The following is an 18,156-nucleotide window of genomic DNA, read 5'->3' as shown; positions in this document are numbered from 1 at the left end:
TGGAGCCTTGGGGGTTCCAGACGGCTCGCCACGCATCTCAGGGAGCGCCCCGCGCGGTCACGCGATGGCGTCTTGCCGCCAGCGCGGGCGTCTTCCTACGCGTTGTTTATCCGCGAGGCTGACAGCCGCAAGCTGCTGGACGTATCCAGGAAAACCGGATGACACCGCTGCACAGCCTTTCGTACTGGGGCAAGGCTGATCCCAATTATCCCGGCGAACCCAAGTGGCACCCATTGGCCTATCACTGCCTGGATGTGGCGGCAGTTGGAGTGGAATACCTGGCTCGTGCGCCTGCGGTCAGACAGCTGTTCGCGCAGCGTCTGGGTGACGAACAAGGATTAATCGGCTGGATTGCCTTCTGGCTGGCGCTGCACGATCTGGGCAAGTTCGCTGAGAGTTTTCAGGGGCAGCGCGCCGACCTGTTCCAGGCCCTGCGAGGAAGAGACCCCGCCAAGGCCTATACGCTGCGTCACGACAGTGTCGGCTGGCTGCTTTGGACCGGCCCAGTTCGAAGGATCGCTTGTCAGGAGAGCTGGTTCGGCGTGGACACTGCCGAGTACGGCGACGGGCTGGACTCCTGGGCACAGGCGGTAACGGGCCATCACGGCCAGCCGCCGGAGCCGGGCGGCTTCTGGGAAACGCACTGCGACCGGCGTGCGGACCGCGACGCGGTGGTCAGCTTCATCGGTGAAGTGCGGGCACTGCTGCTCGACGAAGCCGCATCCGCAATCCCGAACCGGATGAGCGCAACCGAGTTTGAACTCGCCAGCAAGGAACTGTCCTGGTGGATGGCCGGCATTGCGGTACTGGCCGACTGGCTCGGTTCCAACACTGCTTTCTTTCCCTATGATCGTTCCGGCATTCCGCTTGCCGATTATTGGCCGCAGGCGCGCGAGCGGGCAAAGCACGCGCTCGCCGTGGCCGAGGTGCTGCCGATCGCGATGCCGGGCGAGTTGAATTTTGCGGCGCTGTTCCGGGATATTGCCGATCCGTCCCCATTGCAGCGTTGGGCGGGCAGCGTGTCTTTGCATGCCGGGCCGCAAATTCACCTGCTCGAAGACGTGACCGGAGCCGGCAAGACCGAAGCGGCCGTGTTGCTCGCCCATCGACTGATGGCGAGTGGGAACGGTGATGGATTTTTCATTGGCCTGCCGACCATGGCCACTGCGAATGCCATGTACGACCGCATCGCGCAGGTCTATGGCCGACTGTTCGCGAACCGGGCGAGCATGGCGCTGGCCCACGGCAGCCGCAATCTAGTGGAAGCCTTCGCGGCGTCCGTATTGCCGGCGGATCGCGCCGAACACGACCCGCATCAGCAGGATGAAAGCGCATCCGCCCGCTGCGCGGCCTGGCTCGCCGATCACAACAAGCGGGCGTTGCTGGCGCCAGCCGGTGTGGGCACGCTCGACCAGGTTTTGCTCTCGGCACTGCAAAGCAAGCACCAGTCGCTTCGCCTGTTGGGACTGGTGCACAAGGTGCTGGTGGTGGACGAGGTGCATGCCTGTGATGCCTACATGCTGCGCGTGCTGGCAACGGTGCTCAACTTTCACGCCCGCGCTGGCGGCAGCGCAATTTTGCTCTCCGCCACGCTGCCGCAGGCCATGAAGCGGACACTGCTCGATGCCTTCAGCCGTGGGTGCGGTGAGGCTCGGGCGCCCGCACTGGCGCAAGCCGCCTATCCGTTGGCCACATCCTGGTCGGCCGCTGCGCCGCACACCCTCACCGAAACGCCGCTCGCCACACGCGCCAGCCTGTGCCGGCGGGTCGCCGTGCGCTACGCTGATTCCGAAGCCGAGGTCGTGACTCGAATCCAAGGCGCACTCGCCGCCGGGCAGTGTGTGTGCTGGCTGCGCAATACGGTGGCTGATGCGCTGGCCGCCTATGAACGTTTTCACGTCAGCCTCCCAGACGACAAGCTGACGCTGTTCCATGCCCGCTTTGCGCTGCAAGACCGCCTCAAAATCGAAAAGCGCGTGCTCGCCCGCTTTGGTGCCGAAAGTGGTCCCGCCGAGCGCGCGGGCCAATTGCTGATTGCAACCCAAGTGGTTGAGCAGTCGCTCGATGTGGATTTCGATCTGGTGGTGACCGATCTCGCCCCCATCGACCGGGTGATCCAGCGCGCCGGCCGCCTGCACCGGCATGTACGCGATGCGCGTGGGGCGCGCCTGACCGCGCCCGCAGCGCAGGATCAACGGGGCGAGCCTTGTCTGTGGGTTTTTGGACCCGCATGGCATGACGATCCCGACGCGGACTGGTTCAAGGCAGCCTTTCGCGGTCCCGCCGCCGTTTATCCGCATCACGGCCAGATCTGGCTCACCGCCAAGGCCTTGCGCGCCGGTCATTACGCGATGCCGGATGATGCGCGCGACCTCATCGAAGGCGTATTTGGTGACCGCGAGCCTATTCCCGAGGGTTTGCAGCGCAGTGCCGACCGGGCTGATGCCAAGGGTTTTGCCGATGCCAGCATGGCACAGGCCAACACCGTCACTTTCGCTTCCGGCTATACCCGCGAGGGTACCGACTGGTGGAGCGACGCCAGGGTGCCATCGCGCCTGGGCGAGGCCACGCGGGATGTGGTGCTGGCCCGTTGGGACGGCGATGCGCTGTTGCCCTGGGCTGAGCACGCCGAGCGGCGCCATGCCTGGGCCTACAGCACCGTGCGGGTGGCCGAGCGGCTGATTGCGCGGGCGGTGGAACCGTCGTCGCCAGCGCGCCAGGCAGCGATTGAAGCTGCGCTTGAAACGCTGCCTGCGAAGGGCCGCTGGTCGGTGCTGTTGCCGCTGGAGGGTGCCGCCGCCGGCTGGGTGGGTGAGGCTTGGGCTGCGCCAACGCGCAGTGCGGGGGAGCGACGCCTCGTTTGGCACTATGACGATGCCCGCGGTTTGCGCCAACAAGATTCGATTCCCGATGTGGAGGACCCATGAACCTGCTCGAAGAACCCTGGCTGCCGGTGCGCCGTGCCGATGGCAGCCGTACCTGGATTGCGCCGACGGCGTTGTCCGATTCGACGCTGGTTGCCTTCGACGCCGACCGGCCGGACTTCAACGGCGCGCTGGCGCAGTTTGCCATCGGGCTGCTGCAAACCACCGCGCCGGTCGAGACCAATACGAAATGGCGGGAGTTGTTCCGCAGACCACCGACGGCCGAGACGCTGGCGCAATGGTTCACGCCGGTGCAGACGGCGTTTGATCTCGATGGCGACGGGCCACGGTTTATGCAGGATCGCACCCTGCGCCCTGACGAAGGCGCGGTGAACGATGTCAGCGCACTGCTGATCGAGGCACCGGGCGAGCAGACGCTTAAGAACAACGCCGACCATTTCATCAAGCGCGGGCAGGCGGACGCAATCTGCCTCCATTGCACGGCAACTGCGCTGCTGACATTGCAAATCAATGCGCCGTCTGGTGGTGCTGGCCATCGCACCGGGCTGCGTGGTGGCGGGCCACTTACGACGCTGGTGGCCTGCCAGCCGCCGCGTAGCCTGTGGCACGACCTGTGGCTGAACGTGCGCGAACAAGGGGCATTTCTCGACCACAGCGGCGAGCGCGCCTTGACGGAGCCGCACTACACATTTCCCTGGCTCGCCGGCATCACCGCGCTGCAAACGGACAAGGGGGAGCTGGCACCGATTCAGGTGCACCCCGCCCATGTCTTCTGGGCCATGCCGCGCCGCATCCGGCTCGATTTTGAGCAGACGGAATCCGGCATCTGTCCGCTGTGTGGCCGCGCGTCCGACCGACTTGTCCGCCAGTACGTCACCAAGAACTACGGCCTCAACTACAAGGGCGCCTGGGATCATCCACTGTCGCCCTACTATCAAGACAAGGACGAATGGCGCGCGATGCATCCGCAGCCGGGCGGCATCGGCTACCGCCATTGGCTGGGCTGGGTACTGGGTGCGGCCATGGAGTCCAACAAGGCCCTGCGCCGGGCGCGCGTGGTAAGTCATGTGCTGGCTTCCGGTCGGGGTGTGTTGGACGGGCAGCTTCGGCTGTGGGCCTTCGGCTACGACATGGACAACATGAAGGCCCGCTGCTGGTACGAGGCCAGCCTGCCGCTGTATGGCCTGAACGAATGCGATGTGGATGCCCAGAGGCGAGTTGAGGAAGAAGTCCGCCAGTGGCTGGCCGGGGCCAGCCTGGCGGCCTTTTTTCTGCGCAGCGCGGTGAAGGATGCCTGGTTCGGCGACGAGGCGCGAGGCGACCTCAGCGTGCTGGATGCCAGTTTCTGGAGCGCGAGCGAGGCCGATTTCTACCGGCAGTTGCGGGAGCTGATCGAGGTGGCGCGGCTGGATGGCGACATCGATCACCTGGCTGTCGCCCAGGCCTGGCTCGCGCGCCTGCGGCGAGTCGCGGTCGATCTGTTCGACACCCAGTTCGTCGGTGCCGGTGCCATCGAGCGCCAGAACCCGCGCCGTGCCGCCGAGGCCTACCGTCAGCTCCAGCGCAATCTGGACGGCAAGAAAATTCGCGCGGCGCTGGGCTTGCCTGTCGCCGACAAAACCCGGTCGGCCAACGCGGCGCACGCACAACCCTGAGGGAGGGACGCATGAGTAACGACTTTCGGAAGAACCCCCGTCTTGCCTCTGCCCTGCGCGGCTGGTGGAGCGGACTGGACGACGACCGTGCGGCGCGTGCCGAACTGCGCCGCGCCCACGACATCACCGCCGTCAGCCTGACGCCGGCCTACCAGCGCGCCTACCGGCGACTGCGCGAGGCCGGTTGGGATGTCGAGGGAGCATCCCCGCTCAATGACCGTTTGGCTGCCGTGATCGGCCTGCTGGCACATGTGAAGACCGATGGCGACCAGTCGCCGGCGCAGGCCATGAGCAGGGACGACAGCGGTGAGGGTCGGCCACCGGTCAGCCCGTTACGCTTTCAACGGTTGCTGGAGGCCCCGGATCTCGATGCCCTGTTCAGCGGTCTGCGGCGCGCGCTGCCGCTGATCGAGCATCAGATCAGCATCACCGCGCTAGCTGACGACGTGGTGTATTGGGGCGACAAGGTCAAGAAAGCCTGGGCTTATGCCTACGCGTGGCCCGCCAAGAAGACCGACTGATTTTCATTTTCGACAAAGGGAGATTCGATTCATGAGCCGTTTCGTTCAATTGCACCTGCTCACTAGCTATCCGCCGGCCAACCTGAACCGCGACGACACCGGTCGACCCAAGACCGCGCTGGTGGGTGAAGCCCTGCGCCTGCGCATTTCCTCACAGAGCCTCAAGCGGGCATGGCGCACCTCGGATATCTTCGAGACCGCGCTCGCCGGCCATATCGGTACGCGCACCAAGCGCATGGGTGCGGAGATTTTCAAAACCCTGCGAGAGAAAGGCATTCGGGAAAAGGCCGCGCGGGAGTGGGCACGTGCCATTGCGGGCCAGTTCGGCAAGCTCAAGTCCGACAAGAAAACCGAGCACGATGAGGATCTGGAAATCGAGCAGCTCGCCCATTTCAGCCCGGAGGAGCGCGCAGCCATCGATGCGCTGACGGCCGCTTGTGTGAGCCGTAACAGCGTCCCGACCGAGGATGAGTTGAAATTGCTGCGCAAGCCCCAGCAGGCGGCAGACATCGCCATGTTCGGGCGCATGCTGGCAGACGCGCCGGCTTACAACATGGAAGCCGCCGTCCAGGTCGCCCACGCCTTCACCGTCCACAAGGCGGCGGTAGAAGACGATTATTTCAGCGCCGTGGACGATCTCAACACGGGGGTCGAAGATGCCGGCGCCGGCCATATCGGCGAGCGTGGCTACGGCGCCGGGCTGTTCTATCTGTACCTGTGCATCAACCGGGAGCAATTGCGTGAAAACCTGGGCGGCGATGCGGCCCTGACCGAACGCACGCTGGAGGCTCTGGCCCACGCCATCGCCAAGGTCTCGCCCACCGGCATGCAGAACAGCTTCGCCTCGCGCGCCTATGCCGTCTACGCACTGGCTGAAAAGGGCGATCAGCAGCCGCGCTCGCTCGCGCAGGCCTTCCTGAAGCCAGTCAGGGGAGGGGAGGATCACGACCTGTTCGAAAATTCGGTCCGCGCGCTCACCCAGCGCCGTGACAACTTCGACAAGGTCTATGGCGCCTGCGCCGACGCCCGCTACACCTTCAACGTTGAAACTGGCGAAGGCTCTCTCGCTGAACTGGCCGACTTCATCAAGGGGGCTGACCATGGCCTTTCTGGTGTTTCAACTGCAAGCGCCGCTTGCCGCCTGGGGCGACACCGCCGTCGGCGAGTACCGCGGCAGTCACAACTGGCCGGGCGAGTCGGCACTGGTGGGCCTGCTGGGCGCGGCGCTTGGCATCCGGCGCGAGGATGACGTTGCCCACGCGGCGCTGAGCCAGGGCTATGGCTTCGCAGTAGGGGTGCTGTCGCAAGGCACGTTGCTGCGCGACTACCACACGGCGCAGGTGCCGGGTCGGGCCGCGCTGAAGAAGCGGCCCCATGCCACGCGCCGGGATGAACTGGCCGTGCCCAAGGATGAACTCAACACCATCCTTTCCACCCGCGACTACCGGCAGAACGTCGGCTATCTCATCGCGGTCCAGCCGCTTGCAGACGCACCCCGCGACCTGCCCGCCGTGGCGGCTGCCCTGGCCCGTCCGCGGTTCGTGCTCTATCTGGGCCGCAAATCCTGCCCGCCTGCCGCGCCTTTGCATCCGAAGATCATCGAGGCGGAGTCGGCCCTGGCTGCCTTTGAGACGTACCGGGAACAGCTAGTCAACCGCCTCGCCGAGCAGACCGACAGGTGGGGGCGTCCGTTGCTGGAATCCCCGGCTAGGCTGGCACGACTGGTCTGGGGCGACGGCGTGACGGCGGGCACCCCAGCGGACCTGTCCGCCTCCCGCAAGGATCGCATCATCCGGCGCAGTGGCTGGCAGTTCGGTGACCGCACTGAACACGTCGCCATTCTGGCCGGGGAGGGTTGAGCATGTATTTCAGCCTGATTTCTCCCGCGCCGGGTCGCGAGCGCGACGCAGCCCAGGCACGCGCCCTCGGTCCGTACGAGGAGCATCAGTGGCTGTGGCGCTTTTTTCCTGGCGCGCCTGATGCCAACCGTGACTTCCTGTTCTGTCACCGTGAGGTGGAAGGCGCGTCCCGTTACTACCTGGTGTCGGGGCGGCCGCCGATGAGTCCCGATGCGGCCTGGTTCGTACAGACTCGGGACTATGCCCCGGAGCTCGACAGCGGCGCGCGCCTGCGCTTTGATCTGCGGGCCAACCCGATTGTCACAAGCAAAAGGGATGGGAAAGCCCGGCGCGACGACGTGGTGATGGCGGAGAAAAAGCGCCTACTGCAAGAACGAGGACTGAACAACTGGTCCGAGTGGCAGGATGCCGGCAAGCCACAACTTTACGATCTCGTGGACCGCACCTGTCGGCACTGGCTTATCCGCCGCGCAGAGGCCCATGGGTTTCTGGTGGATGAAGACGCTCTGCGTGTGGACGGTTACCTCACGCATTCGGAACGGCGTCATCTGCCCAGGACACAGCAGTTACGCTTCTCCACCGTGGATTTCTCCGGCGTGCTCACCGTGACCGATCCCGACCGATTCCGATCTGCCCTCACGACGGGCATCGGCCCTGCCAAGGCCTTCGGCTGCGGGCTGCTGTTGGTGCGGCGATGCTGACCGCGTGCGCCCATTTGTGGCCATCGTTGTCGCTGTAGCCATGGCCCACTATGATCCACCGATCTGGCATCGATAGGAGTTTTGTATGACGACTGTAACCGTGTCCGAAAAATATCAGGTGGTGATTCCCAAGGCGGTGCGGGAGTCGCTGCAAATCAAGCCGGGGCAGAAGCTCGACGTGATCGTCTACGAGGGGCGTGCGGAGTTCGTTCCGGTGCAGGATATGCGCGAGGCACGCGGCTTCCTGCGCGGCATCGACACGGACGTGCCGCGGGAAGCCGATCGGGTATGAACCTGGTTGATTCGTCCGGCTGGCTGGAGTATTTCGCCGATGGACCCAACGCCACGTTCTTTGCGTCGGCGATCCTCGATACGGAACAATTGGTTGTCCCGACACTATCCCTGCTGGAGGTCTTCAAGCGGGTGTTGCAGCAACGGGGGGAGGGCGATGCCCTTCAAGCCGTGGCGCTGATGCGGCAAGGCCAGGTGGTCGAGTTGGATTCCGTACTGGCGCTGTCGGCAGCGCGCTTGGGTGTGGATCATCGGCTCGCGCTTGCCGATTCGGTCATTTACGCCACCGCTCGCTGCTTTGACGCGCTGCTGTGGACCCAGGATGCCGACTTCGAAGGCCTGCCCGGTGTGCGTTTTGTGGCGAAGTCACGCGGCCAGGGCGGCTGACCCGTGGCCGACCTGCTGCCGCCGCTGCGCCCCATTCCGATCAAGGAACGGCTATCGGTGCTCTACATCGAGCGCGGCCAGCTCGACGTGCTCGATGGTGCCTTCGTGGTAGTGGATGTCACCGGCGTGCGCACGCATATTCCCGTCGGTGGCGTGGCCTGCCTGATGCTGGAGCCGGGTGCGCGGGTTTCCCATGCGGCGGTAACGCTCGCCGCGCGGGTCGGCACGCTGCTGGTGTGGATCGGCGAAGCCGGTGTGCGACTCTATTCCGCCGGCCAGCCGGGCGGCGCGCGATCCGATCGATTGCTGTATCAGGCCAAATTGGCGCTGGACCCGGACCTGCGTCTGAAGGTTGTGCGCAAGATGTACGCGCTGCGCTTTGGTGAGGCGCCGCCGCAGCGGCGCTCGGTGGAACAACTGCGCGGCATCGAGGGCGCCCGCGTGCGCGAGATGTACAAGCGTCTGGGGCAGAAATTTGGCGTGACCTGGTCTCGGCGCAATTACGATCCCGAGGCCTGGGACGCCTCCGACCTGCCCAACCGCTGCCTGTCGTCAGCCACCGCCTGCCTGTATGGCGTGACTGAGGCCGCCGTGCTGGCGGCGGGCTACGCGCCAGCAGTGGGTTTCATCCACAGCGGAAAGCCGCTGTCGTTCGTGTACGACGTGGCCGATGTGTACAAATTCGAGACCGTCGTGCCGGTCGCATTCCAGGTCGCCGCCAAGCAGCCGGCCAATCCTGAGCGTGAGGTGCGCCTGCGTTGCCGCGACATCTTTCGCCAGACGAAGCTGCTGGAGCGCATCATTCCGGGCATCGAGGAGATGCTTTCAGCCGGCGGGATCGATCCGCCACAACCGCCGGACGACGCCATCGCCCCGGCCATTCCTGACCGCAAACCGCTCGGTGATGCTGGTCATCGTGGTTGAAAATGCCCCGCCGCGGCTGCGGGGCAGGCTAGCCGTGTGGCTGCTGGAGATCCGCGCTGGTGTTTACGTCGGCGAGTTCTCGCGTCGTGTGCGCGAGAACATCTGGTCACAGGTGGAGCAGGGTATTGGCGACGGCAACGCTGTCATGGCCTGGAAGGCGGCGACCGAGGCGGGCTTTGACTTTGTGACCTGCGGCGTGAATCGCAGGATTCCAGTCGAACTGGATGGCGTGAAGCTCGTTTCGTTCTTGCCACCGCCGGGCGAGAATCCGTCGTGACCCTGCTCTTTGACAATATGGGAAAAGACTTCCGGCAGCCTCGTGTTGCTGGTAGGCTTTTCGAGCCACTTTTTCTGTCCTGATTTCAATGGATTAGAGGAAGTGCGTTCCCCGCACTCGCGGGGATGAACCGCCGACCAGGCCAGGGTCACGCTCGCGGAGCGGGCGTTCCCCGCACTCGCGGGGATGAACCGTCGATGACCCAGGTCACGCCGCCCCGGCCGTGGGCGTTCCCCGCACTCGCGGGGATGAACCGGCCACGCGCCAGGGTATGCCGATCAGGTCTTTGCGTTCCCCGCACTCGCGGGGATGAACCGCAACGCGCGCACCAAATAATCACCGCTGAGCTGCGTTCCCCGCACTCGCGGGGATGAACCGCTGTACGACGGCGGCATGGCCAGCGGCGGGCAGCGTTCCCCGCACTCGCGGGGATGAACCGGCGCCCTCAGTGGGCACGGCTCGCGCCTGATCGCGTTCCCCGCACTCGCGGGGATGAACCGGCCGATGACGAAATCGGCGGCGCGATGGAAACGCGTTCCCCGCACTCGCGGGGATGAACCGGCCACGGCCGGCGGGCCGGTCACGTCGCCGGTGCGTTCCCCGCACTCGCGGGGATGAACCGGAGGCGTAGGTCACCCGATGGTCCGCGCCTTGGCGTTCCCCGCACTCGCGGGGATGAACCGTCGCGTGACTCGGTCATGCTGATGCAGTTCCAGCGTTCCCCGCACTCGCGGGGATGAACCGATGTGCCGCTTGGTCTCCTCGGCGCTGACCGAGCGTTCCCCGCACTCGCGGGGATGAACCGTCGAACACGTTGAACGGCTCGCCGGCCAGCAGGCGTTCCCCGCACTCGCGGGGATGAACCGGCCGGGGAGCTTGACCTGTTCGACGGATCGCCGCGTTCCCCGCACTCGCGGGGATGAACCGTAGTGGTCGACCCCAACATCCTGCACCAGGTCGCGTTCCCCGCACTCGCGGGGATGAACCGTCGGTCTCGGTAGTCGGGGTCTGCCAGTGGGCGCGTTCCCCGCACTCGCGGGGATGAACCGCCAGACAGCAGCGCGGATCGGCCGCAGGGTCGGCGTTCCCCGCACTCGCGGGGATGAACCGAGGGGCGCGCCTATGGGCTGCGGCGGCTCTGCGCGTTCCCCGCACTCGCGGGGATGAACCGCAGCCCGAGCCGTGGCGCAAGGCACTGGCGCGGCGTTCCCCGCACTCGCGGGGATGAACCGACACACCCTGACGGTTTGCTGTTCGCTGAGTTGCGTTCCCCGCACTCGCGGGGATGAACCGTCATCACCACCGCCGCCGCCACGCTGCGCCTGGCGTTCCCCGCACTCGCGGGATGAACCGTCGGCCACAATCCCGCGCGTCTCGATCAGGTCGCGTTCCCCGCACTCGCGGGGATGAACCGACTACCGCTGCCGAAATGCGTGACCTGTACATGCGTTCCCCGCACTCTCGGGGATGAACCGGACAAGCCGCTGCCGGACGCGACCGCCAACAGGCGTTCCCCGCACTCGCGGGGATGAACCGACCCGCCCGAGCGGCGAATCAGGATCACGGGAGCGTTCCCCGCACTCGCGGGGATGAACCGGACTACGAGGAATCGGAGCGCATCGCCGCCAAGCGTTCCCCGCACTCGCGGGGATGAACCGTCACTAATGCGTATCCGGCCCCGGTGCAGGCGGCGTTCCCCGCACTCGCGGGGATGAACCGGCGGATAGAGAACTCGCGCCGCAGGCGAGCAATACGCCCGCCATTGCCCGACCATCTGAGCTGGTTGGCTAATATCCTGGCTCAACTGGCCGTGGGTTTTGGGCGGCGGAATATCGCGCTTCATGGCAGTCAGGTGCCAGCACCATGCCTGCAAATCGTCGCTTGAAATGGCGTCCCCAAGGGGATTCGAACCCCTGTTGCCGCCGTGAAAGGGCAGTGTCCTAGGCCTCTAGACGATGGGGACTTGCAGACGGCCGGGCGGGGAGGCACCCGCGGCGGAGGGGATTTGGTGGAGCCAGGCGGGATCGAACCGCCGACCTCAACACTGCCAGTGTTGCGCTCTCCCAGCTGAGCTATGGCCCCGTGCAAGGGGCGCGCAATGTACTGATTTTCGGCCGGCAGTGTCAAGCAGAGGCTTGGCCGTGCAGCCATTGCACGGCGCGCTCCAGGCGGCCGAGCACCCGGCCGCGGCCGATCAGCTCCAGGGTGATGTCGATGGCCGGCGACACGGCGCTGCCGCACAGGGCCACGCGCAGCGGCTGCGCCAGCTGGCCGAACGTGCGCCCGTGCTGGGCGGCCACGTCCTCCACGGTCTGGTGCAGCGCCGCGGCCTGCCAGTCGGCGAGCTGCTCGAAGCGGGTGTGCAGGGCCAGCAGCGGTTCGATGGCATCCGGCGTCAAGTGTTTCAGCGAGGCCGGGTCGTAGTCCTGGAACTCGCGGTAGAACGGCAGGGCCTTTTGCGCCATCTCGACCAGCGTCTTGCTGCGCTCGCGCAGCGCCAGCACCACCTGCGCCAGCGGCGGGCCGTCGAGTGCCGGATCGATGCCGTGCAGGCCCATGAAGGGGCTCAGATGCCGCGCCACGTGGTCGGGGTCGCTGGTTTTGAGGTAATGCTGGTTCAGCCACAGCAGCTTGTCCGGATTGACCGCCGCGGCGGCGCGGTTGACGTGCTCCACCTCGAACAGCGTGACCAGTTCGTCCAGCGAGAACACCTCCTGATCGCCGTGCGACCAGCCCAGGCGCACCAGGTAGTTCAGCAGCGCCTCCGGCAGAAAGCCCTCGTCGCGGTACTGCAGCACACTGACGGCTCCATGGCGCTTGGACAGCCGCGCGCCGTCGGGGCCAAGGATCATCGGCACGTGCGCGTACTGCGGCACCGGCGCGCCGAGTGCGCGCAGGATGTTGATCTGCCGCGGCGTGTTGTTCAGGTGATCGTCGCCGCGGATGACGCAGGTCACGCCCATGTCCATGTCGTCCACGACCACGGTGAAGTTGTAGGTCGGCGTGCCGTCGCTGCGCGCCAGCACCAGGTCGTCGAGTTCGGTGTTGCTGAACGCAACCCGGCCGCGGATCAGGTCGTCCACCACCACGTCGCCGTCCAGCGGATTGCGGAAACGGATCACCGACGGCGGATTGCCGGGCGGCGGCGCGGTCAGGTTGCGGCAGCGGCCGTCGTAGCGGGGTTTTTCCTTGCGCGCCAGCTGCGACTCGCGCCGGGCGGCCAGGTCCTCCTGCGTGCAGTAGCAGCGGTAGGCCTGGCCGGCGTCCAGCATGCGCTCCAGCACCGCGCGGTAGTGAGCGAAGCGGTGGGTCTGGTAGAACGGCCCCTCGTCGTAGTTCAGGCCCAGCCAGGCCATGCCTTCCAGGATGGCGTTGACCGATTCCACCGTCGAGCGCTCACGGTCCGTGTCCTCGATGCGCAGGATGAAGGTGCCGCCGTGATGGCGGGCGTGCAGCCAGGCGAACAGGGCAGTGCGCGCACCGCCGATGTGCAGGTAGCCGGTGGGGCTGGGCGCGAAACGGCTGCGGACACTCATGGCAGGGCCTGGGGCGGAAAACGGGGCGGCTATTGTAGCGGCGCGGGTTGGGCCGACTCGCGGCTGACCGCTCCCGTTTGACCCGGTCAGGGCAGACGCCTAGAATTCGCGGCCCCCACGGGGGCGATTAGCTCAGCGGTAGAGCACTACCTTCACACGGTAGGGGTCGCTGGTTCGATCCCAGCATCGCCCACCACGTTTCCTGAAAACGCCTGGCCTCGTGCCGGGCGTTTTGCGTTTCGGAGCCAGTTTTGGCGGCGCGTCTTGTCGAGCCGATACAATGCGCGGCCCCGTTTGCCCCGATTTTTCGCTGACAGGCCGTGCCGCCATGGACAAGCTGACCAATATCAATGTCGTCGAGCAGCAGCTGATGCCGACCCCGGCCGAGGTGCGCGCCCGCCTGCCGCTGACGCCGGCCGCCGAGCGCACGGTGCTGGAAGGCCGCGCCGCCGTGCAGGCCATCCTGGACCGGCGCGATGCGCGCCGCTTCGTGGTGGTCGGCCCATGTTCGATTCACGACCTGGACGCCGCCCGCGACTACGCACGGCGCCTGCAGGCCCTGGCGCACGAGGTACAGGACACGCTGCTGATCATCATGCGCGTGTACTTCGAGAAGCCGCGCACGTCGACCGGCTGGAAGGGCCTGATCAACGACCCGCGCATGGACGACTCCTTCCACATCGAGGAGGGCGTGCTGATGGCCCGCGGGCTGCTGCTGGAGCTGGCCCAGATGGGCCTGCCGGCCGGTACCGAGGCGCTCGACCCGATCATGCCGCAGTATCTGCACGACCTGATCACGTGGACCGCCATCGGCGCCCGCACCACCGAATCCCAGACCCACCGCGAGATGTCGAGCGGCCTGTCGACGGCGGTCGGCTTCAAGAACGGCACTGACGGCGGTATCGACGTGGCCATCAACGCCATGAAGTCGGCGGCCAGCCCGCACAGCTTTCTGGGCATCAACCTGCAGGGCCAGTCGGCGGTGATCCGCACCCGCGGCAACGCTTATGGCCATCTGGTGCTGCGCGGCGGCCATGACCGGCCGAACTACGATTCGGTCGCGGTGGCCCTGTGCGAGGAGGCACTGGCCAAGGCCAAGCTGCCGCGCAACATCGTCGTTGATTGCAGCCACGCCAACTGCAGCAAGAAGCCCGAACTGCAGGGCCTGGTGCTGGAGAACTGCGTCAACCAGATGCTGGAGGGCAACCGCTCCATCGTCGGCCTGATGCTCGAGAGCAACCTCGAGGCCGGCAACCAGCCGATCCCGCAGGACCTGTCGCAGCTGCGCTACGGCGTGTCGGTGACCGACCCGTGCATCGACTGGCCGACCACCGAGTCCCTGCTGCGGGGCATGCACAACAAGCTGCTGCCCGTGGTGCGCGCCGCCAAGGTCGCCTGAGGAAACGCTGAAGTATTCAGCGTTTTCTGCAGCGCAGGGACGTGCTGCCAAAATCAGCAGCGGTAAGCTACTGATTTTGTGAGCCATCGGAAAACTGTGGGAGCCCGGCGGCGCCGGGCGATCATCGCGCAGCGAAGCTGCGCTCCCACAAGGTTTTTCGGTTGCGGGCGCTGGGAAATGCAGGAGGGATTCATCCAGCGCTTCCCGTCCGGGGCAGGATGCCCCGGCATGAAGCAAGCGCGAAGTGCTTGATTCATGGAGCCCGGCGCGGGCATGTACCGCGCCGAGGCGAGCTGAAAAATGCCAGGGAAGGCATTTTTCAGCACTTCCCTAAGGCGCAGTCGGCCGCATCAGCCGCACGCGCACGCCAGATGGGTGCGAAGCTGCGCTGTGTGATTCATCGCCCCCTTGGCCGCTTATCGGTAAGCCCGGCTCTGGAGCGGCGCTGCCGTCGATTGTCGGAACCGCCGCCGCCCGGTGCGGAATTAAATCGGCGTCACCATCAGCGTCTGGATGCGGTTGGTGTCGAACACGCACAGCTTTTCCCTGAAACGCAGCTGCCCGTTCACGCGCACCATCTTGTCCAGGTACTTGCCGGCGTTGTAGATGCGCGTCTCGCCGTCCAGCAGGGTCTGGAACACGACGTAGTTGGTCTGCGCGCTGATCACGCCGTCCTGCTCGCCCAGCACGCGCACATTGCTGACCAGGTGGCGGTAGAAGTGCGGCGCGTAGATGTTGGCCTTGCGCAGGGCCACGATGCGGTCGCGCAGCATGCCCTTGCTGTCGCAGAACATCACCGCCACCGGCAGGCCCAGGTCCGCGTTCTCGCGCGGGATGACCTTGTACACGCACTCGTCGGCAAAAAAATCCGGCCAGCTTTCAAGCTGATCGTCGTCGATGCACTGCACGTAGGCGTGGATCAGTTCCTCGACTTCGTGGCGTATCGGTAATTGGCTCATCGGACGGTGCTCCCTGGAAATGCAAAAAAGTTCATCTTGAATCAGCCGGTGGCGCGTTGACGCTCGGCCATTTTCTTCAGCTCGTCGATCACCGACTGTTCGTGGTCGACCAGGCCCTGTTGCCACACGTCGATGGTGTCTAGGCCACGCGCCAGCAGCCGCGGCCTGGGCGGCGCGTCCTCGGTGAAGTGGCGGGCGCCGAAGCTCATCTCGGCCACCGTGTCCGGCCCGGCAAAGTAAAAGCCGACCGATGTCGACGGCGCGTGGCGCAGCAGGTCCATGGTGATCGGGTAGCCGAGCTTGCGCACGGTGGCACGTGCCCGCATCACGTCATCCAGCCCCGGCGGCTGGAAGCAGACGTGATTCAGGCCGCTGGCCGCGCCACCGAAGCCGCCGACACCGATGCCGTGGTGCCAGCCGTTTTTCATGTGCAAAAAGCACACGTCACGCTCGACCCAGTCGGACTCGCGCATTCCCAGTACGTCGCGGTAGAAGGCGGTCGCCCGGGAGGGGTCGCCGGCCGCCAGCACGACGTGCTGGATGTCCAGCAGCTGCACGGCGCGCGGCGTCGGCGGCGTCGGCATGGCCACCATATCGCAGTACAGTTCGAGCGGATTGCCGGCCGGATCGGCGAAACGCAGGTAGCGGTCGACGCGCTCGGTGTCCAGGCCGTCACCGGCCTCGAAGGCGACGCCGAGCGCCTTCAACCGCGCCTCGAAGGCGTCCAGCTCGGCGCGTGTTTCCACTTCCAGCGCCACCCGTTCGAGGCCGGGGTCGGCCGATTGCTCGAGCACTATCCAGTGGTGCTGCAGGCCACCGCGCAGGTACACCCGCCCGCCCAGGCGGGCGCTCACCTCCAGCGGCACGGCGCGGGTCCAGAAGGCCAGCGATTCGTCCAGGTTCTTCACCCGCAGGTGAACGTAGCCCAGGCGCGTCGGACACAGGCGAGAATCGGACATTGTGGTATCCCTCACACGATGATGCCGACGGTGCCGACCGGCCGCAGGCCGGGCATGGCCAGGATGGCGCGGCGCTGAACAAACTTAAGAGTCTCGCCGTCGCTGACCAGGCGCAGCTCGTAGCGGCCGACGAAGTGGTCCTGCACGCCGTGACGGGTGCGGGCGATCAGGAACGCCGCGGTCACCACCAGTGCGCCGTCCCGCTCACCGTGCAGCAGCACGTTGGTGACCAGGCGCTGGGTGCGCGAGTGCGGCTGCTCGGCATGGCCCTGCGGCAGGTTGAAGCGCTTGACCCGGAAGCACAGCTGGCGGAAGTCGTCGTCGATCAAGTGCAAGCTGTTCACCGGGTCGCCGTCCGGACGGTCGGTGCTCGGCACCTGGTAGCGCGCCTGCGGGCTGAACAGCCCGAGCCATTCCTGAAGCTGCCAGGTATCCAGCAGCCACGCGTCGCGCGCCAGGAAGGTCTCGACCTCGGCGCGAGTGATGTCCTGCATGTTCATGCCGCCTCCGTGAACTGCTGCATGCCCAGGTAGTCACGCCAGGCGTTGAAGAAGGCGCGCATCATGAAATCCGACTCGCCCGGGCGGGTGAAGCCGCCGGCCAGTTCGGCGGCGATGCCCTTGGAGTAGTTGATCCACGGCGCCTCGCGGTAGCAGGCGTAGCCACGCTGGGAGGCCTCCATGCCCTCGATGTCGTCCGGTGTGGCGAAGCCGCCCGGCCCGAGGAAGGTCAGGAACTGCTCGTTGCGCACGCGGGCCAGTTCCGGCGGGTCGTCGGCCGGGCAGAACTGCCAGGCGGTGACTTCCATGTGATCGACGCTGATGGGCTCGGCCACGCGGATGGTGGTGCCCATGATGTCGTTGATGATCAGGTTCGGAAAAATCACCAGGTTGCGGTTGCGCCGCGCGATGCGGTCGCCAAGCTCCGGGCCGAGGCGGGCAAGCAATTCCTCGCGCCGGGCCAGGATCTGGCCGTTGACGGCGTCGCTCCAGGCCGGATCCGGCTTGCCCTGCGGTCGGCCCCACGGCGCCTCGTACTCGAACACGGTGTGGCCGTTGCCAAGGTGCGCTTCGTGGAAGTCGCGGATCGGTTCTTTCATCTCGCTGCCGCGTTCGCGCAGGTACTGCAAATAGGTGACGTGGGTCGGCATGAAGTGGTTGCCGTCGATCACGTTCACCGGCAGCATCTTCCAGTTGGCGCGGGTGGCGTACAGGTGCGTGCCCGGCAGCACGCGCATGCCGGCGGCGCTGGTCTGGCACAGGATGTCCAGGTACTGGGCGGCGCCGGCAAGGTAATCCACCAGGTCGTCGCGCTGCGCGAAGCTGACGAAGGTGAAGCCGCGGTAACTCGCCTGGCTCGGTGGCGGGATCATCCCCTGGTCGGCCTTGTCGAACTGAGGTCCGAAGGCGGCCTCGCCGGGCACTTCCACCGCCCGCCCGTCGCAGTCGAACACCCAGCCGTGGTAGGCGCAGGGGAAGTGCTTGCGGTTACCGAATTCCTCGCGGCACACCTTGGCGCCGTTGTGGGTGCAGGTGTTCAGGTACACGCGGGCCACGCCGTCCGTGCCGCGCACGTACAGCATCGGCCGGCCGGCGACGGTGCGGGTGACGAAATCGCCGGGATTCGGGATTTCCGTATCGTGGCCGACGTACAGCCACAGCTTGCCGTAGATCTCCTGCAACTCGCGGGCAAACAGGGCCGGGTCGGCAAACGCGCGCTTGTTGACCAGGTAGTGGTGTGTCTGTGGTGTGTCGATGATCAGCGCCTGCGGGTCGAGATTCGGCATGAGTAAGCCCTCGCGGT

Annotated in this window: 15 protein-coding genes, 3 tRNA genes, 1 pseudogene and 2 CRISPR repeat arrays; of the genes and pseudogenes, 12 read left to right on the top strand and 7 right to left on the bottom strand. The window is 66.1% G+C overall.

Going from position 1 to position 18,156, the window contains the following annotated elements; translation table 11 throughout:
• Positions 1 to 158 precede the first annotated feature (158 nt).
• The 10 genes and pseudogenes from PG2T_RS01375 (at position 159) to cas2e (ending at position 9,500) form a co-directional block, all read left to right on the top strand.
• A complete protein-coding gene (locus tag PG2T_RS01375) occupies positions 159 to 2,927 on the top strand; it encodes a CRISPR-associated helicase/endonuclease Cas3 (protein ID WP_068802483.1) in 2,769 nt (922 codons plus the stop codon).
• Entirely contained in the window at positions 2,924 to 4,540 is a 1,617-nt protein-coding gene (casA, locus tag PG2T_RS01370; protein WP_068802482.1) for a type I-E CRISPR-associated protein Cse1/CasA, read from the top strand. Before PG2T_RS01375 ends, casA begins: the two co-directional genes overlap by 4 nt.
• 11 nt (positions 4,541 to 4,551) lie before the next feature.
• Entirely contained in the window at positions 4,552 to 5,061 is a 510-nt protein-coding gene (gene casB / locus PG2T_RS01365; RefSeq protein ID WP_068802481.1) for a type I-E CRISPR-associated protein Cse2/CasB, read from the top strand.
• Between the two features lie 31 nt (positions 5,062 to 5,092).
• The gene (gene cas7e, locus PG2T_RS01360) at positions 5,093 to 6,310 is read left to right on the top strand and encodes a type I-E CRISPR-associated protein Cas7/Cse4/CasC (protein WP_418268526.1); all 1,218 of its coding nucleotides are present in this window, start codon (positions 5,093 to 5,095) and stop codon (positions 6,308 to 6,310) included.
• Positions 6,228 to 6,920 (top strand): annotated as a pseudogene (cas5e, locus tag PG2T_RS01355) (type I-E CRISPR-associated protein Cas5/CasD); the annotation flags it as partial. The gene cas7e and the pseudogene cas5e, both read left to right, overlap by 83 nt.
• Positions 6,921 to 6,922: 2 nt before the next feature.
• Positions 6,923 to 7,621, top strand: a complete 699-nt coding sequence (gene cas6e, locus PG2T_RS01350; protein ID WP_068802479.1) for a type I-E CRISPR-associated protein Cas6/Cse3/CasE — start codon at positions 6,923 to 6,925, stop codon at positions 7,619 to 7,621.
• Positions 7,622 to 7,706: 85 nt separating this feature from the next.
• On the top strand, positions 7,707 to 7,913 hold the full coding sequence (locus PG2T_RS01345) for an AbrB/MazE/SpoVT family DNA-binding domain-containing protein (RefSeq protein WP_068802478.1): 207 nt from the start codon (positions 7,707 to 7,709) through the stop codon (positions 7,911 to 7,913).
• Positions 7,910 to 8,299, top strand: a complete 390-nt coding sequence (locus PG2T_RS01340) for a type II toxin-antitoxin system VapC family toxin (RefSeq protein ID WP_068802477.1) — start codon at positions 7,910 to 7,912, stop codon at positions 8,297 to 8,299. The genes PG2T_RS01345 and PG2T_RS01340 overlap by 4 nt, the downstream gene beginning before the upstream one ends.
• A gap of 12 nt (positions 8,300 to 8,311) precedes the next feature.
• On the top strand, positions 8,312 to 9,223 hold the full coding sequence (cas1e, locus tag PG2T_RS01335; protein WP_068807526.1) for a type I-E CRISPR-associated endonuclease Cas1e: 912 nt from the start codon (positions 8,312 to 8,314) through the stop codon (positions 9,221 to 9,223).
• Positions 9,204 to 9,500 carry a type I-E CRISPR-associated endoribonuclease Cas2e gene (gene cas2e, locus PG2T_RS01330; protein WP_068802476.1) on the top strand — a complete coding sequence of 99 codons (297 nt, stop codon included), beginning with the start codon at positions 9,204 to 9,206 and terminating at the stop codon, positions 9,498 to 9,500. Before cas1e ends, cas2e begins: the two co-directional genes overlap by 20 nt.
• A 104-nt stretch (positions 9,501 to 9,604) precedes the next feature.
• Positions 9,605 to 10,793: direct repeats of the CRISPR family, unit length 29 nt; unit sequence GCGTTCCCCGCACTCGCGGGGATGAACCG.
• A 91-nt stretch (positions 10,794 to 10,884) separates the two neighbouring features.
• Positions 10,885 to 11,219: a CRISPR direct-repeat array (repeat unit 29 nt; unit sequence GCGTTCCCCGCACTCGCGGGGATGAACCG).
• A gap of 168 nt (positions 11,220 to 11,387) precedes the next feature.
• On the opposite strand, the gene PG2T_RS01325 is transcribed toward cas2e, so the two are convergent.
• The 3 genes from PG2T_RS01325 to gltX all read right to left on the bottom strand — a co-directional run bounded on the left by PG2T_RS01325 (position 11,388) and on the right by gltX (position 13,036).
• A tRNA-Glu gene (locus PG2T_RS01325) sits at positions 11,388 to 11,463 on the bottom strand.
• A 43-nt stretch (positions 11,464 to 11,506) separates the two neighbouring features.
• Positions 11,507 to 11,582: transfer RNA gene (locus PG2T_RS01320), tRNA-Ala, on the bottom strand.
• Between the two features lie 41 nt (positions 11,583 to 11,623).
• Positions 11,624 to 13,036 (bottom strand): glutamate--tRNA ligase, encoded by a 1,413-nt coding sequence (gene gltX / locus PG2T_RS01315; protein ID WP_068802475.1) that lies wholly within the window; start codon positions 13,034 to 13,036, stop codon positions 11,624 to 11,626.
• A 121-nt stretch (positions 13,037 to 13,157) separates the two neighbouring features.
• Between gltX and PG2T_RS01310 the strand changes: the two genes are divergently transcribed.
• A tRNA-Val gene (locus tag PG2T_RS01310) sits at positions 13,158 to 13,232 on the top strand.
• 132 nt (positions 13,233 to 13,364) lie between these two features.
• Entirely contained in the window at positions 13,365 to 14,435 is a 1,071-nt protein-coding gene (locus PG2T_RS01305) for a 3-deoxy-7-phosphoheptulonate synthase (RefSeq protein WP_068807523.1), read from the top strand.
• Between the two features lie 485 nt (positions 14,436 to 14,920).
• Here the strand turns inward: PG2T_RS01305 and PG2T_RS01300 are convergent, their stop codons facing one another.
• The 4 genes from PG2T_RS01300 to PG2T_RS01285 are packed head-to-tail and all read right to left on the bottom strand — an operon-like array spanning position 14,921 to position 18,139.
• A complete protein-coding gene (locus PG2T_RS01300) occupies positions 14,921 to 15,394 on the bottom strand; it encodes an aromatic-ring-hydroxylating dioxygenase subunit beta (RefSeq protein ID WP_068802474.1) in 474 nt (157 codons plus the stop codon).
• Positions 15,395 to 15,435: 41 nt separating this feature from the next.
• The gene (locus PG2T_RS01295; protein ID WP_068802473.1) at positions 15,436 to 16,353 is read right to left on the bottom strand and encodes a VOC family protein; all 918 of its coding nucleotides are present in this window, start codon (positions 16,351 to 16,353) and stop codon (positions 15,436 to 15,438) included.
• Between the two features lie 11 nt (positions 16,354 to 16,364).
• Entirely contained in the window at positions 16,365 to 16,853 is a 489-nt protein-coding gene (locus PG2T_RS01290; RefSeq protein ID WP_068802472.1) for an aromatic-ring-hydroxylating dioxygenase subunit beta, read from the bottom strand.
• The gene (locus PG2T_RS01285; protein WP_068802471.1) at positions 16,850 to 18,139 is read right to left on the bottom strand and encodes an aromatic ring-hydroxylating oxygenase subunit alpha; all 1,290 of its coding nucleotides are present in this window, start codon (positions 18,137 to 18,139) and stop codon (positions 16,850 to 16,852) included. The genes PG2T_RS01290 and PG2T_RS01285 overlap by 4 nt, the downstream gene beginning before the upstream one ends.
• Positions 18,140 to 18,156: the final 17 nt, after the last annotated feature.

Origin of the sequence: Immundisolibacter cernigliae (genome assembly GCF_001697225.1) — a bacterium.
GTDB lineage: Bacteria > Pseudomonadota > Gammaproteobacteria > Immundisolibacterales > Immundisolibacteraceae > Immundisolibacter > Immundisolibacter cernigliae.
The sequence above is the reverse complement of the archived record's forward strand: the minus strand, read 5'-3'. Positions and strand labels throughout refer to the sequence as shown.

Bases quoted from the DNA above. Each gene is read 5' to 3' on its own strand.
- PG2T_RS01375 (WP_068802483.1), top strand. From the start codon at position 159: ATGACACCGCTGCACAGCCTTTCGTACTGGGGCAAGGCTGATCCCAAT.
- casA (WP_068802482.1), top strand. From the start codon at position 2,924: ATGAACCTGCTCGAAGAACCCTGGCTGCCGGTGCGCCGTGCCGATGGC.
- casB (WP_068802481.1), top strand. From the start codon at position 4,552: ATGAGTAACGACTTTCGGAAGAACCCCCGTCTTGCCTCTGCCCTGCGC.
- cas7e (WP_418268526.1), top strand. From the start codon at position 5,093: ATGAGCCGTTTCGTTCAATTGCACCTGCTCACTAGCTATCCGCCGGCC.
- cas6e (WP_068802479.1), top strand. From the start codon at position 6,923: ATGTATTTCAGCCTGATTTCTCCCGCGCCGGGTCGCGAGCGCGACGCA.
- PG2T_RS01345 (WP_068802478.1), top strand. From the start codon at position 7,707: ATGACGACTGTAACCGTGTCCGAAAAATATCAGGTGGTGATTCCCAAG.
- PG2T_RS01340 (WP_068802477.1), top strand. From the start codon at position 7,910: ATGAACCTGGTTGATTCGTCCGGCTGGCTGGAGTATTTCGCCGATGGA.
- cas2e (WP_068802476.1), top strand. From the start codon at position 9,204: ATGCTGGTCATCGTGGTTGAAAATGCCCCGCCGCGGCTGCGGGGCAGG.
- gltX (WP_068802475.1), bottom strand. From the start codon at position 13,036: ATGAGTGTCCGCAGCCGTTTCGCGCCCAGCCCCACCGGCTACCTGCAC.
- PG2T_RS01305 (WP_068807523.1), top strand. From the start codon at position 13,365: ATGGACAAGCTGACCAATATCAATGTCGTCGAGCAGCAGCTGATGCCG.
- PG2T_RS01300 (WP_068802474.1), bottom strand. From the start codon at position 15,394: ATGAGCCAATTACCGATACGCCACGAAGTCGAGGAACTGATCCACGCC.
- PG2T_RS01295 (WP_068802473.1), bottom strand. From the start codon at position 16,353: ATGTCCGATTCTCGCCTGTGTCCGACGCGCCTGGGCTACGTTCACCTG.
- PG2T_RS01290 (WP_068802472.1), bottom strand. From the start codon at position 16,853: ATGAACATGCAGGACATCACTCGCGCCGAGGTCGAGACCTTCCTGGCG.
- PG2T_RS01285 (WP_068802471.1), bottom strand. From the start codon at position 18,139: ATGCCGAATCTCGACCCGCAGGCGCTGATCATCGACACACCACAGACA.